The 13,720-nt window shown below is 71.1% G+C and carries 14 protein-coding genes and 1 pseudogene; 2 read left to right on the plus strand and 13 right to left on the minus strand.

The window, feature by feature from the left end:
- Positions 1-180: pseudogene (locus A7B18_RS14730) on the plus strand (IS5/IS1182 family transposase); the annotation flags it as partial.
- Here the strand turns inward: A7B18_RS14730 and A7B18_RS14735 are convergent.
- Complete coding sequence (locus A7B18_RS14735; RefSeq protein ID WP_102127460.1) at positions 161-2,503, minus strand: putative bifunctional diguanylate cyclase/phosphodiesterase; 2,343 nt, start codon at positions 2,501-2,503, stop codon at positions 161-163. The pseudogene A7B18_RS14730 and the gene A7B18_RS14735 overlap by 20 nt on opposite strands.
- A gap of 470 nt (positions 2,504-2,973) precedes the next feature.
- On the opposite strand from A7B18_RS14735, the gene A7B18_RS14740 reads away from it, so the two are divergent.
- Positions 2,974-3,081: an excalibur calcium-binding domain-containing protein gene (locus A7B18_RS14740; protein WP_102127461.1), complete on the plus strand. Its 108-nt coding sequence runs from the start codon at positions 2,974-2,976 to the stop codon at positions 3,079-3,081.
- A gap of 7 nt (positions 3,082-3,088) precedes the next feature.
- Here A7B18_RS14740 and A7B18_RS14745 read toward each other — a convergent pair whose 3' ends face one another.
- From A7B18_RS14745 to A7B18_RS14795, 12 genes are all read right to left on the minus strand, one after another.
- The gene (locus A7B18_RS14745) at positions 3,089-3,574 is read right to left on the minus strand and encodes a nucleoside deaminase (RefSeq protein ID WP_102127462.1); all 486 of its coding nucleotides are present in this window, start codon (positions 3,572-3,574) and stop codon (positions 3,089-3,091) included.
- A gap of 359 nt (positions 3,575-3,933) precedes the next feature.
- A complete protein-coding gene (locus A7B18_RS22040; protein ID WP_180970180.1) occupies positions 3,934-4,110 on the minus strand; it encodes a hypothetical protein in 177 nt (58 codons plus the stop codon).
- On the minus strand, positions 4,089-4,829 hold the full coding sequence (locus tag A7B18_RS14750; RefSeq protein WP_102127463.1) for a hypothetical protein: 741 nt from the start codon (positions 4,827-4,829) through the stop codon (positions 4,089-4,091). Before A7B18_RS14750 ends, A7B18_RS22040 begins: the two co-directional genes overlap by 22 nt.
- Before the next feature lie 231 nt (positions 4,830-5,060).
- A complete protein-coding gene (locus A7B18_RS14755) occupies positions 5,061-5,822 on the minus strand; it encodes an HAD family hydrolase (RefSeq protein ID WP_219722138.1) in 762 nt (253 codons plus the stop codon).
- An 11-nt stretch (positions 5,823-5,833) separates the two neighbouring features.
- A complete protein-coding gene (locus A7B18_RS14760; protein WP_102127464.1) occupies positions 5,834-6,838 on the minus strand; it encodes a Gfo/Idh/MocA family protein in 1,005 nt (334 codons plus the stop codon).
- A complete protein-coding gene (locus A7B18_RS14765; RefSeq protein WP_219722139.1) occupies positions 6,835-7,872 on the minus strand; it encodes a zinc-binding dehydrogenase in 1,038 nt (345 codons plus the stop codon). The genes A7B18_RS14760 and A7B18_RS14765 overlap by 4 nt, the downstream gene beginning before the upstream one ends.
- A 53-nt stretch (positions 7,873-7,925) precedes the next feature.
- Positions 7,926-8,765, minus strand: coding sequence for a sugar phosphate isomerase/epimerase family protein (locus tag A7B18_RS14770; RefSeq protein ID WP_102127465.1), 840 nt, complete (start codon positions 8,763-8,765; stop codon positions 7,926-7,928).
- Positions 8,762-9,586: a hydroxypyruvate isomerase family protein gene (locus A7B18_RS14775; RefSeq protein WP_219722140.1), complete on the minus strand. Its 825-nt coding sequence runs from the start codon at positions 9,584-9,586 to the stop codon at positions 8,762-8,764. Before A7B18_RS14775 ends, A7B18_RS14770 begins: the two co-directional genes overlap by 4 nt.
- Positions 9,583-10,635 (minus strand): zinc-binding dehydrogenase, encoded by a 1,053-nt coding sequence (locus tag A7B18_RS14780; protein ID WP_102127466.1) that lies wholly within the window; start codon positions 10,633-10,635, stop codon positions 9,583-9,585. Before A7B18_RS14780 ends, A7B18_RS14775 begins: the two co-directional genes overlap by 4 nt.
- A 39-nt stretch (positions 10,636-10,674) precedes the next feature.
- On the minus strand, positions 10,675-11,502 hold the full coding sequence (locus tag A7B18_RS14785; RefSeq protein ID WP_102127467.1) for a carbohydrate ABC transporter permease: 828 nt from the start codon (positions 11,500-11,502) through the stop codon (positions 10,675-10,677).
- Positions 11,499-12,401, minus strand: a complete 903-nt coding sequence (locus A7B18_RS14790; protein ID WP_180970181.1) for a carbohydrate ABC transporter permease — start codon at positions 12,399-12,401, stop codon at positions 11,499-11,501. The genes A7B18_RS14785 and A7B18_RS14790 overlap by 4 nt, the downstream gene beginning before the upstream one ends.
- Positions 12,398-13,678 carry an ABC transporter substrate-binding protein gene (locus tag A7B18_RS14795; RefSeq protein ID WP_102127469.1) on the minus strand — a complete coding sequence of 427 codons (1,281 nt, stop codon included), beginning with the start codon at positions 13,676-13,678 and terminating at the stop codon, positions 12,398-12,400. Before A7B18_RS14795 ends, A7B18_RS14790 begins: the two co-directional genes overlap by 4 nt.
- Positions 13,679-13,720 lie beyond the last annotated feature (42 nt).

A 13,720-nucleotide genomic window follows, 5' to 3' on the forward strand; every position in this document is an offset into this window, starting at 1 on the left:
GCTTCACGCGGCTTCGTCCTCCTGCCCAAACGCTGGGTCGTCGAGCGCTCCCTGGCATGGTTATCGCGCTTCCGTCGCCTCGGGCGAGATTTGGAACGCTTGTCCTCCACCCTGATCGGCTTTCACTCCGTCGCCGCCTGCGTTCTGATGCTGGCGAAAATCAGGCCCCTTCTTGGATAGGCTTCTGCCCAGCCTCTAGCCTCAGGTGCGGCTCGATCTCAGCCGCGGGCAGCGGGCGACCGAGCAAGAAGCCCTGGGTGCGTTCGCAGCCCAGCGCCGCCGCGGCCGCGAGTTGCGCCGGTGTCTCCACGCCCTCCGCCACCACCTCGAGCCCCAGCCCCCGGCCCAGGGCCACCACCGCCTGGGTCACCCGGTCCGCCTGCGCGGCGCGGCCCAGGTCCTGAATCAGGGCGCGGTCCACCTTGAGCACGTCGAGGGGCAGATGCGCGAGGTGTCCCAGCGAGGAGTGGCCCTGACCGAAGTCGTCGAGGGCCACGCGCACCCCCAGCCGCCGCACCTCGCGCAGCACCGCGACGGCGCGCTCCACCTCGCGCAGCGCGAGCCGCTCGGTCACCTCCAGTTCCAGCCAGGTGCCCGCCAGCGCGTGGCGACGCAAGGTGTCCCCCACCTCCGCCGCGAACGCCTCGCGGGCGAGCTGGGCAGGGGACACGTTCACCGCGACGCGCACGGGGGCGAGCCCGGCGCGCTGCCACGCCGCGTTCTGGCGGCACGCCTCGTCGAGCACCCAGGCCCCGATCTCGACGATCAGGCCGCTGTCCTCGGCCACGGGGATGAAGCGGCCCGGGTCGACCGGTCCGAGTTCGGGGTGGGTCCAGCGCAGCAGCGCCTCCAGGGCGAGCACCCGGCGGCCCAGGGTGTCGAACTGCGGCTGGTAGTGCAGCGTGAACTCGCCGCGCCCGGCGGCGCCGCGCAGCAGGGGACCGATCCCCGCCGCCGGGTCCATCTCCGGCGTGTAGGCGCGCCAGGCGTTCTTGCCACGCGCCTTGGCGTGGTACATGGCGGTGTCCGCGTGCCCCAGCAGCGTGTCTGCGTCGGTGGCGTCGGCAGGGTACACACTCAGTCCCACCGATCCCGTCACCCCGGCCTGCCGGCCCGCCAGCAGGTAAGGCCGGGAGAGGCCCTTGATGATGGCCTGGGCCACCCGCTCGGCCTCCTGGCCGCCCAGCCCGGGCAGCAGCGCGGTGAACTCGTCGCCGCTGAGCCGCGCGACCAGACCCGGCGGAGGCACGGCCCCGCGCAGCCGGACGGCGACCTCGCGCAGCAGGGCGTCGCCCGCCGCGTGCCCGAGGGTGTCATTCACCGCCTTGAAGCCGTCGAGGTCCACGAACAGCACCGCGAGCCCCTCTCCGGTCAGGCTGGCCTGGCGAACCGCCGCCTCCAGGTGGGCCGTGAAGGCGGCGCGGCCCAGCAGTCCGGTCAGGGCGTCGTGCCGCGCCTGGTGGGCGAGGGCCGTGAGCAGCTCGTCCTTGCGGCGGTCCGACTCCTCCAGGGCCAGGGTCCGCTCGCGCAGCGCCACACCGATCTGCACGTTCTCGTGAATCACCAGTCCCTGCCGGGTCAGCATCAGCAGGGTCGCCGTGAAGCACGCGGCGGCACTCCACTCGCGCATCCGGAGGTCGCCCGGGAAGGAGGCGAAAAACAGCAGGTACAGCGTGATCAGGGCGCCGTACGGCAGCGCCGCGCTCAGGAGGGCCCCGTTGTCGAGGAGGAGGTCCGCGCGCCGGGTGGCGTCCTGCCACTGGCGCAGGGCGGCGAGCACGAAGCACAGCTCGGCGAGTGCCCACCCGCTGACCGACAGCAGCTTGTGCGTCTGGAGGGCGGGCAGTTGCCCCAATGGCGTCTCGAACACGAGGACTGAGAGGCCGAACAAGAACCCGGCGAACAGCAGCCAGCGGGCGGGGCGCACGGTGCGGGGCGTGGCGGGCGCGAGCAAGACCAGCGCGCCGAGCACCACGAACACCAGGCCGCCCGCAAGCTGGGCGAGCTTGTCGGGACCGAGGGGGGGCAGCGGCAGGCCCCAACGCGCGGCGGCCTCCTGCGGCCAGCGCACCAGCCCCGCCCACCCCGCCATGCCCGCTGCCAGCGCGAGGGTGAGCACGTCGATGACGAGCTTGAGCCGGTCCCGGGCGAGGGCAGGAGCGCTGGGCAACAGCAGCAGCCCGGCCACCATCGGGGGAGAAATCAGGGCGAACAGCAGGTCCGCGACCGGGCCGTCCTCGCGCACGGGGCCTCCCAGATGCACGTGCAAGCTCTCGGCGATCAGGGCGGCGACCAGCGTGAGGTGGGCCGCGAGCATACCGGTCCAGGCCCACCGGGTGCGGCCCTCGGCGCCCCGCCGGGCCAGCAGGGCCGCCAGGGTGCCCAACAGGCCGAGCGGCAGCAGCAGGTCCTGGTCCAAGCGGTACGCGGTCTCCGGGCCGGGCAGCCAGAGGGTGAAGAGCACGCTGCACAGCAAGACATACACCAGCAGCAGGGCGGCCACCCCGGCGAGCAGACGGGAGGGGAACCGGGATGCGGCAGGGGGGGGAAGGGGGGACCTCATGGGCGGCGCGCCCTGGAGCGCTGGACCGAGCGTAACGGCTGTTGCGTCACAACACTCCTACTGGGGACCGGGTGAACGCCCACCTCCTGGAGGAGCCGGCCAGCGGAACCAGACACCAGCCCTCGTCGGGGCTGGAGGGGCAAGTTCAATGAGGAGCAGCCCTTCGCTGCGTGCGTCCGCGGGAACGTCGGGTCAGGGGCGTTGCCATGCGCCGTTGGGGAGCGACGCCGTGACCGACCCAGCAGGTGCCCCGCCGCCCCCTGCCGCACCACCTGTCTCGCCCGGGCCGCCACCCGCCCCGAACGCCTCCACCAGTTCGGGCGGCTCACGCACTTTGACCTCATCCCGAGCGACAACAGCGCCGCCGCGGCCAGGTGTAGCCCACTCAACCGCAGCAGCGAGTCCCCTCAGTGGGAGACCTCGGATTTCGACGAGCGGGCCGGGCGCCCCTGCGACGTGGGGAGCCCGGGTACAGCACCAAGCTCGACCGGGACGGAGACCGCGTGGCCTGCGAGTAGGTGCCGGTCAGCGACCGGGGGAGCGTGCGGCGTTGTGCCGGTGCAACTCGCGCAGGCGCTCACTCAGGGAGGGTTCCGGTCCCTCGACCGTCGCCTCACGCAACACCGCCCCGATGGGGAGCGGGTTCACCGGCGCGGGGGGAGCGCCGAACTCTTCCAGCCAGGCCGTGAGCTGCGCGGCGGAAGTCGCGTACACGATGCGGCCCAGCCCGACCCAGCCGTGCGCGGCGGCACACATGGGGCAGTGCTCCCCGGAGGTGTAGACGGTGGCGCCCGCGCGTTCCTGGGGGGTGAGGTGGGACGCGGCCCAGCGGGCGATGGCGAACTCCGGGTGTCCGGTGGCGTCGCCGGAGGCGGTGCGGTTGTGGTCCTCGAACAGGACCTCGCCCGAGGGCGACACCAGCAGCGAGCCGAAGGGGTCGTTGCCGGACCTGAGCGCTTCCTCGGCCAGCTCGACGCAGCGGGTCAGGTGGGTTCGATCACGGTCGTTCACGTCTCTCCTCCTGGAAGGTTTTGCCCAGCGGGCCCCGCTCCAGCGTGGGCAGCCGGGGGACCGGGCCGGGGATGGAGTGGCGTGCGAGTCCGGCCAGGGCCACGATCCCACGCCTGCCCTGGAACAGGAACCGGGTGCTCGAGGGCCGACCGGATGAGGGCCTGACCGAAAGGGTCGCGCGGGCCCTGGGTGAGCGGGCTGCGACCGAAGGTCTCCTGCCGTTCGTCTTTACCCCCGGGATCAATGAGAGCGGACTTGCGGATGTGAATGATCTGCCCGGCGGCAACGCCCCAGGGAACGGGGGGCACGTCAGCACACGGCTTTTCCACCGGCGACAGGGTAAACCCTTCGGCGCCGACTCACCAGGGCTGGCCGACCCTGCCCGCTTCATTGGGCTTCACGGCCCGGCAGGCCTGCCCCACCTGCTCCAGGGGCACGCTTAAACGCAGCGGGGCGACGAAGTGGACACCACCCAGCCCCGCCGCTTGCGTGAGGACGTTGCTGCCGGCCAGCTTCAGGACGGACGTATACCGCACCCGGTCATGGGAAGGACCAGGCGGGCGCGGCCCTGGGCGCCGGTGTGCGTGACGATGCTGAAGGTGCCGCCCTGCGTGGTCACCGCCAGGAAGGCCTGGTTGGGGTGGCCCCTGAGGGTGACGAGGTGCTCAAAGCGTCCACCGTACCCCACGGCTTTCGGAACGACGAAATCGCCCGACTCGGGATCGTAGGTCGTGACGAAGCTCGTGTTCCCCACATTGAGCCCCCGCTGAAACCCACATACCTGGTGGGCGAACAGCCCGTAGAGCGTGCTCGGTGCGGCGGGATGGGCGTTCGTCCCAAGCTGGACCCGGTACGTGCCGACGCTGAGCACGGGGTGGGGCCAGCCGTTCAAACTCCAGACGTGGGCGGGTTTTTTCGAGGCATTCCACATCGTGCTCAGGCCACCCAGGAGGGAACTGCTGGTGAACACCTGTCGCCCCTGGGGATCGGGGATGACGCTGAGAAGAAGGCTCGACGTGGTTCCGGGGAAGAAGACCGCAGCGCTCAGGGGATCGTGGGGGGCAGACGAGGGGGAAAAGCGGGTGGCCTTGACCGTGACCCCCGGGAGGGTCCTGGCGAGGTCCTGGAGGGAGAAGAGCATGTCGCCCCCCGCCGCCGTCGGTGGGCGTTGGGCTGGGACGCTGCCGGGAAGGGCGGGGACGGCCCCGGTGGAGGCGGCCAGCAGCAGTGCGGGCAGGAGTGTGAAGCGTCGCATCGCCGCCACCTGAGGTCGGGGCCCCAGGCCCCGGGCCGCAACCGCGGGTGGTGTTGGGGGAATCAGTCGGGGGGCGGTGCCGGGTGCGCTCCCCGTTCGGGGTCGGCAGGCTGACCCCTCGGGCTTGACCTCACGACGGTGGGTGTGTCCGGGCCTACGGGCTCCTTCACGGCGCAATCAGCCTGCGGGCGCCAAGGCGAAATACTTCGTATCTTGGCCCGGCCTCCTGGGTCACTCCTCGCCGTTCACTGCCGTGTGGCGCTCCTCCACGTCTTCACGCGGGCAAGCCCAGATCAAAGAACCCTCCGCTGGGGACGTCCACGCCTCGCCCCCAACAGCTCTCACAACCGCCCATCCGTGAAGTCCTGCACGGCGAGCTCGGCACCTGAGTGCGCCAGGACCTCCGGGGGGTGAAAGGTGGCGACCCCGATGACCCTCACCCCCGCCCCGCGGGCCGAGCGCACGCCATCCGGTAAGTCCTCGAAGGCCAACGCCTCCCCGGGCCGCCAGCCCCAGGCGGCGCAGGGCCTCCCGGTACGGGGCGGGATCCGGCTTGCCCACGCCGACCCCCTCGGCGAGGACGATGCAGGCGAAGGCTTCCCACAGTTCAGTGGCTCTCAGCACGAGTTCGGCGTTCGCCCGGGTCGCGTCGGTCACCGCGGCGAGGCGCAGGCCCCGGTCGGCGGCCCACGCCAGCAGGGACCGCGTGCCGGGCAGCGGCGTCAAGTCCCGCGCCAGACGGCGGTAGACCTCATCCCGTTCGTTCAGCAACCGGGCCGCGTCGGCGGGGGCAAGCCCCGGCAGGAGGTCGAGCAGCACGTCCTGCCGGGTCCGCCCGCTCACGCGGCTGCGGTAACACGCCCCCTCCACCTCGACCCCGCGCGGCGCCAGGACCGCGCGCCAGGACCGCCAGTGCAGCGGCTCGGTGTCGGCAAGCGTCCCGTCAATGTCGAAGAGCAGGGCACGCGGGCGTGGGAAGCCGGACGGGGCCACCTGAAAGCCCCTTACCCGACGGCCACGGCGGGCCGCCCCACCTCCACCGCCCGCCCCGTCTCGAAGGACCGGATGGCGGCGTGGGCGAGGAGCAGGGCGCGGCGCCCTGCCTCGGCGTGGACGGGCGGCCCCTCCCCCGCGCGGAAGGCCGCGAGCAGCGCGTCCAGGTGGGCGTCGAAAGTGCGGTGGAACTCGCGCCCCCGGTCGTTGAAATACCCCGCCTCCCACACCTCCCCGAGTTCGCTTCCGTTGGGGTGGAAGTCGAAGCGCCGTACCGTGTCGTGAATGACAAGGCGCCCGAGCGTGCCGCCCACCTCCAGCCGGTGCGTGTCGGGGTGCGCGTAGGAGGCGTCGTAGGTGCCCAGCAGGGTGCCCACCGCCCCCGATTCGAAGGTGAGCGCCAGCGCGAGGGTGCGGTAGCCGCCGCCCGTCTTGTCGGTCATATGCGCCGACACGTTGGAGACCGGCCCGCACAGGTATTCGAGCATGTCGAAGCCGTGGCACTGGGTCTCGATCAGGTTGGCGTGGGGGTGGTCGCTTTCCCCCTCACCCCCGAAGCGCCAGGAGGCGAAAACGATCTCACCGAGGCGCCCCCCCTCGATGGCGGCCCTGGCGAGTTGAACGGGTTTCGCGTAGCGGTGGTTGAAGTTGATGGCGAAAAAGAGGTTCCGCCGCCGCGCCTCCTCCAGCAAGATGTCCGCCTCGCCGAGGTCGAAGACCAGCGGCTTTTCCGCGAGGAGGGGCACGCCCGCGCGGATGACCTCCAGGGTCGGCCCGAAGTGCCCCTGGTTGGGCAGGCTGAGGCTCACGAGGTCGGGCCGCTCGGCCTGGAGCATCTCCGGGATGCTCGTATAGGCGCGGACGCCGTACTCCTGGGCGCGGGCACGTGTCCGCTCCGGCGTGCGGCCCGCGACGGCGACCAGCTCCACATCCTCCCGCGCGGCGAAGACCCGGGCGTGCTCGCGTCCCCAGCGTCCGGCCCCGACGAGCGCCACCCGCACCCTCGCGCCGGTCACTGCTCGATCACCACCTTGCCGCTGCGCCCCGAGAAGAACAGCTCGAAGGCCGAGCCGATCTCCTCGGGGGGAAAGCGGTGGGTGATGATCTGGGACAGGTACGCGCGGTGCCGCCGCAGCAGGTCGAGGTTGCCGGGCAGCTCGTCGTAGCGGAAGTACTCGCTTCCCAGCACCGACCGCTCGGGCGCGATCAGGTCGGACGACACCGTGAGATTCAGCCCCTCGCCGTGTCCGACACACACCAGGACGCCGCGCTGGGAGAGGTTCGCCAAGGCCTCCTGCCGGGCCGCCCCCTTCCCGCTCGCGTCGATGGCGGCGTCCACGGCGCCCAGGCCGTGCCGTCCCAGCCCCTCGGCGAGGCTCCCTTCCGCGACATTGACCGGCAGCGCCCCCAGCCGCGCGGCGAGGTCGAGGCGGTGCGGGGACACGTCGGTGACGAGGACCCGCACCCCCTCCCCCAGCAGCAGCCGCGCCATCGCGACCATGCCGAGGCCGACCGGACCCGCCCCGGCGACGAGCAGGCTCTCGATGTCCTCACGCAGGTGCCGGGCACGCTCGACGGCGTGAGAGCAGGTCCCCATCACGTCGAGGAGCAGCGTCGCCTCGGTCAGGGGCAGGTCCGGGTCCACGGGGAAGAAGACGTTCTCGTTCACGAGCTCAAAAGGGGCGTACCCGCCGTCGTGGGTGAAGCCGTAGTCGGCCCGCTTGGCGAGGCACTGGTTGGTGTGCCCCAGGCGGCAGGAGCGGCACTCGCCGCAGTAGTCCATCAGGAAGACCACGCCGGGGGTGCCGACCGGGGTGCGGGTGTTCGGCCCGGCGGCGGCGACCACCCCGGCGGCCTCGTGCCCGGGGGTGACGGCGGAGCCCCCCAGGTACTGGGGACGCTCGGAGCCGCACAGGGCGTTGGCGGCGACGCGCAGGAGCAGTTGCCCCGCGCCGGGTTCGGGAACGGGCTTCTCGCCGAACTCGATGTGCCCCTCTCCGACGAAGACGGGCACCCGCATGGTGGCGGGAATGGTGGGGAAGTCGATCAAGGCCCTTTCCTTTCTCGCCGCCGGGAAGCGGCGCGGGTGGAGACGGAGACCTGTCAGCGCGCGACGTGCTCGCCCTCCAGGGAACGCGCGACCTCGCGGATGTGCCGCGCCGCCAGGGCGTACTCCTCCTCGTTTGGAAGGTGTTCGAGGATCAGGGGCAGCTCGGGGTCGAGGCGGTCGAGGGCGCGCAGGAACGCGGGGTAATCGAGCCCCCCGAGGCCGGGCCGCACCTCGTCAATGTGCGCGAGCATCCTGGGGTGCAGGGTCACGTCCTTGGCGTGGCAGCTCTTGATGTGTGGGCCGAGGCGCAAGGCAAAATCCTCGATGAGCTGCCCGTTGCGGGAGTACCGCTCAGGGCTGTTGATCAGGTTCACCGGGTCGAAATGCACCCCGAAGCCGGTTCGGTCCACGGCGCGGATCAGGCGCAGGTAGCTGTCCGCCGAGTCGGGAGGCGTCCAGGGCATCGTCTCCAGCGTGTAGAACGTGCGCTTCGGCCCTACCGCATCGATGATCTCCTGAACCGTTGCCACGATCAGATCGAACACGTCCTCGTCGTAGTGGCTGGGGTGTGGGCCGTCCCACTGCTCCCCGCGCGACCCGGCGATGTTGACGCAGCAGTGGGCGCCGAGTTCGTCCGCGAGCGCCAGCCGCTCCTGACAGCGCCGGATCGAGGCGCGGCGCTTCGCGTCGTCGGTGCTGATGGGGTTTGACCACGCGGGCACCTCGGCGAGGAGGAGTCCGGCGCGGACGGCGGCCTTGGCGCACCCGGTGGCCTGTTCGAGCGGGCCGTCGTCCGCCGGGCAAAACACCGCCTCGTAGCCGTGGCGGCGCGCGGCCTCGACCCAGGCGTCAGGGTCGGTCAGGGGGGCGAAGACGGGTCCTCCCAGCCTCATGTGTCTCCCTTCTGAAGGCTGCTCACCGTGAGGTCAAACGCGGCGCGCAGGGCCTGTACGGGGTCCCCCTTTGGGACGAACTCGTGGGCGACGTATCCGGTGTACCCCGTGCCCTGGATCGCTCGCAGCACGCCCGGGTAGTGGATCTCCTGCGTGTCGTCGAGGTCGCGGCGCCCGGGGTTCCCCGCCGTGTGGTAGTGGGCGAAGTGCTCGGCGTGCTCGCGGATGTTGCGGATCAGGTCGCCCTCCATGATCTGCGCGTGGTACACGTCGTACAGCAGCTTGACGCTCGGGGAGGCGACCTGCCGCACCACCCCCACGCCCCAGGCCGTGCGGTCGCACTGGTAGTCGGGGTGATCGACGCGGGAGTTGAGAAGTTCGAGCACGAGTGTCACGCCCGCCGACTCGGCCAGCGGCGCGGCCCGGCGCAGCCCCTCGGCGGTGACCTCGGCGCCCTCGGGGTCGGCCAGCCCCGCGCGGTTGCCGCTGAAGCAGATCAGGTTGGTCACGCCCCAGCGTGCCGCCAGCCGGACATTCTCCTCCAACTCGCGCAGGATGCGGGCGTGGTGCTCGCGGCGGTTCAGGCCCTCCTCGATGGAGCGGTGTCCGTTCATCGCGGAGATCGTCAAGCCCGCTTTTCTCGCGTTCGGCCAGAGGTCAAGAGGCAGAAGTTCGACCGCCTCGTAGCCGATGCGTGCCGCGTCCCCCAGCAGGGCGTCGGCGTCCGTGCCCGGCCCCGCGAAGGTCCACCACGTAAACGACTGCCGGAAGGTCGCGGGGGTCCGCGAGTCCACGTTGGAGGCAGGCGCGGGGCCGGTCACGCGGAGACCCCATAGGTGAGGACGACTTGCAACGTCTCCTGGGGCCGCTCGTCGAGCAGCCGGTACGCCTCGCTCGCCTCCTCGATGGGAAAGCGGTGGCTGACGAGGGACGCCAGGTCCAGGCCGCCCAGCCACGCGACGCACTGGGCCTGGCGGCGCTCCACCGTCCACAGCGGCGAGAGGTCGGGGTTGACGGCGTTGCCCTGCGAGGAGCGCACCCGCACCCGGTTGTGGTGGAACTCCCCGCCGAGGTCCACGTTCACGGGCTGCCCGTACCACGACATCGCCACGACCAGCCCCTCGTAGCCGACGGTGCGAATCGCCTCGCCCAGGGCCGGACTCGCCCCCGACACCTCGAAGGCCACGTCCGCCCCACGGTTCCCGGTCAGCTCCCGTACGGCAGGCGCCACCGAGTCGCCGGGTTCGAGGCCATGCGTGGCGCCGCCCCGCAGCGCCGTTTCCCGGCGGGACGTGATGCCGTCCACCACCGTGAGGGTGCGCGGCCCGGTGCGGGCGAGCAGGCGGACGAGCAGTTGGCCGATCACGCCCGCCCCGAAGACCACCAAGTCGCTCCCCGGCACGGGGCGGGCGTCGAGAAGACCGTTGAACGCGGTGTTGAGGTTGGCGACGAACACACCCGAGGTGGGGTCGGTGTCCGCCGGCAGCGGGAGGGTCAGCACGCGCGGCACCACCGAGAGCGTCTGGTGCGGGCTGTAGGCGAACACCAGTTGTCCGGGCGCACGGTCGAGCACCTCATCGCCGACCTCCACCACCCGCCCCACGCTGGCGTAGCCGTAGGCGAGCGGGTAGGCCCACTGCGGCTCGCCCCCGGGCACGAACAGCCGGGTCACCGGGTCCTGGCGGCGGTGCCACTGCGGGGCCAGGCCGCGGTAGACGTTCATCTCGGTGCCCGAGGAGATGCCCGAGGCGATGTTCTCGACCAGGACGTCGTTCGGCCCCAGGGGCGGCAGCGGCGTCTCGCGCACCTCGACCTCGCGCGGCTGGACGATCAGGGCGGACGTGCGGGTTCTGGTGCCGGTGACAGTCATGCACGACCTCCAGGGGGAGAAGGGGGCGGCTCCCGGGGCTCAGCCCTTCACGCCGCCGGAGACGAGGCCGTCCACCAGGAAGCGGCGGATCAGCAGGAACAGCAGGGCCACCGGCAGCGCGATCACCACGCCGCCCGCCATGATCAGGCCCCAGTCCTGCCGGAACTGGCTGAACAGGCCCTGCACCGCGAGGGGCAGCGTGCGGTGGTCGGCGGTCGTGGTGAGGGACAGGGCCAGCAGGTACTCGCCCCAAGACAGCACGAAGGCGAAGGTGCCCACGGCGGCGACGGCGGGGTAGAGCAGCGGCAGCAGCACGAGGCTCACGCTCTGGAGACGGGTGCAGCCGTCCACCAGCGCGGCCTCCTCCAGTGCGACGGGCACGTCCTCGACGTAGTTGCGCAGCAGCCACACCGTGATGGGCAGGCTGACGACCACGTGCACCAGGATCAGGCCCAGGGCGCTGTTCGTCAGCCCCAGCGAGCGCATCATCACGACGAGGGGAATCACGATGACGATGCCCGGGATCATCTGGGTGAGCAGCACGAGCGTGCCGACGAGTTCCCGCCCCCGGAAACGCAGCCGCGTCAGGGCGTAGGCGGTGGGCACCGCGAGCATCAGGGCGCCCAGCGCGCTGCACAACCCGACGAGCAGGCTGTTTTGCAGCGCGGTCACGAAGGGCGCGTTGCGGGCGAGCGAGCCGTAGTTCTCCAGGGTGAGCCGGGTGGGCAGCAGCGGCCCGCCGAGCACGTCCGGCGAGGGGCGGAAGGACGACATCACCACCCACAGCACCGGCAGCAGGAACAGCGCGGCGGCGAGCAGGGTCACGAGGTCCCACCCGAACTGCGCCGCCCGCCCCTTGCGCCTCACGTGGCCCTCCGCAGCCGCAGGCTCAGCAGCGCGAGCACGAGGAGCACGAGCAGCATCACCGTGCCCATCGCGGCAGCGTAGGTGGGCTGCACGTCGATGAAAAAGGTCTGGTAGATCGCCACGCCGATCAACGTGGTCGCCTCGCCCGGCCCGCCCGCCGTCATCAGCCACGGGAGGTCGAAGTTGTAAAAGGCCAGGATGCCCAGGATCAGGCCAGTCACGACCAGGGTGTTGCGCAGCAGCGGCAGCGTCACGAAGCGCAGGGCCTGCCCGGGGGTGGCGCCGTCCACTCGCGCCGCCTCGTACAGCTCCGCCGGAATGCTCTTGAGGGCGGCGAGCAGCGCGATCACCATGAAGGGCGTGCCCTTCCACCCCGAGATCAGCGTGACGGTGACAAAGGCGCTCAGCGGCGACGCCAGCGGGGAGAGGGGCGGGAGGTTCAGCGCGGCGAGGACCCGCCCCGTGACCCCCCCGGAGCCGTCGAGCAGCAGCAGCCACGCGTACACGATGACCACGAAGGGCGTGACCCACGGCAGCAGGATCAGGGCCGAAACCTTCTCCGCGACGAAGGTGGGGCGGTTGAGCAACAGGGCCAGCCCCAGCCCCACGATGACCTGAAAGGCGACCGTCCCGAGGGTCCACCACAGGGTGCGGACAAAGGCCCGCCAGAAGTCCGAGTCTTGCAGCAGGCGCGCATAGTTCTCCAGGGTGCCGACCCTGAGCCCCTGGCCGCTGAGGAGGTCCCAGCGGCCAAAGGACAGCCACACGCCGTACAAGAGGGGCAGCAGCGCCAGCGCGCCGATCAGGACTAGGGTGGGCAGCACGAGGAGGTAGGGCAGCGCCCGCTCTCCCCGGGGGCGCCCGCGCGTGCTCGGCGGGCGCGCCAGGGTCACCCTCACTTCCCGAGGATGCTGTTCAAGTTGTTGCATAGGTCCACCGTGGCCGCGTCCACGCTCCGCTGGCCGAGCGCGACCTGCTGGATGGCCGTTTGCAGGGTGCGGACCTCGATCTGCCCCATCTGCGGGATGGGCTCATCCGGGTACTGGAAGGGACGGGCGACCGCGAGCTGTTGCACCACGAGGGAGAAGGGCGGGGTGTTGAAGGGAGCCTGACGGGCGAGGGAGATCCGGCCCGGAAGCTGTCCGGTGCCGACCATCAGTTCCTTGAGGGCGCCGTTCGGGCCAGGGTCGGTGGCATAACGCAGGAAGGCCGCGGCGGCGTCTTTGTTTCGGGCGCTCTTCCACATCACCAGCGGCACACCGCCCAGGAAGCCGATCCGCCCCCGCGGCCCCTGCGGCACCTGCGCGAAGCCGATCTGGTTCAGGAAGGCGGGCTTGCTCTCTTGCAGCGCGACCCAGGTCCACGGGCCGTCGATCAGCATGGCGTACCTGCCGCTCCTGAAGCCCTCGCGGAACACGGTGGCGGAGGCGGTCGCGGCATTGGGCGAGGTCCCGCCGTTTTTGAGCACGTCCGTGTATTTGCGCAGCGCCGTCTTGAAAGCGGGCGTGTTCAACCCGCAGCGTCCGCCCGCGTCCAGCAGGCGGCCCCCGTAGCTCAGGTACACCGGGGCGAAGTTGTGCGCGGTCATATAGTCGATGCTCATGGGCTGCGCGAGGCCGTACACGCCGTTCCGCTGTAACCGGCTCGCGTACGAGTACAGTTCGTCCCAGGTCCGCGGGGGCCGGTTGGGGTCGAGGCCCGCCTGCCGGAAGAGGTCCTTGCGGTAGTAGAGGGTGCGCGTCTCGGACTGGAAGGGCACCGCGTAGAACTGGCCTCCCAGGCGGTAGTACTGCACCTCGCCCGGCCAGAAGTCGCGCGTGATATCCCGGCCCTCGGCCCGCGACCACTGCCCCATATAGCGGTCGAGCGGTTCGAGCGCGCCGATGGCCTGGAACTGCGCGACCACGTTGTTGCCGAGGTACGAGACGTCGGGCAGGCCCCCAGCGGTGACCGCCGTGATCAGGCGCTGCTGCTGCTCGTTCCAGGGGACGATCTCCATCTTCACTTCGATGTTCGGGTTCTTGCGGTTGAAGTCCGCGATCACTTTGTTCCAGGTATCCACCACGTAGCTCGCGGGGTCGAACTGCCAGAACGTCACCTGCGCCCGCTGGGCCTGCGCCGCGCCCCCTATCCCGAGAAGACCGCACGCCATCCACATCGCCAGCCGCCTTTGCATAACGCATCCTTTCCAGCCTCAGGTGAGGAAAAGAGCCTCATC

It is taken from the genome of Deinococcus planocerae, assembly GCF_002869765.1.
Taxonomy (GTDB): Bacteria; Deinococcota; Deinococci; order Deinococcales; family Deinococcaceae; genus Deinococcus; species Deinococcus planocerae.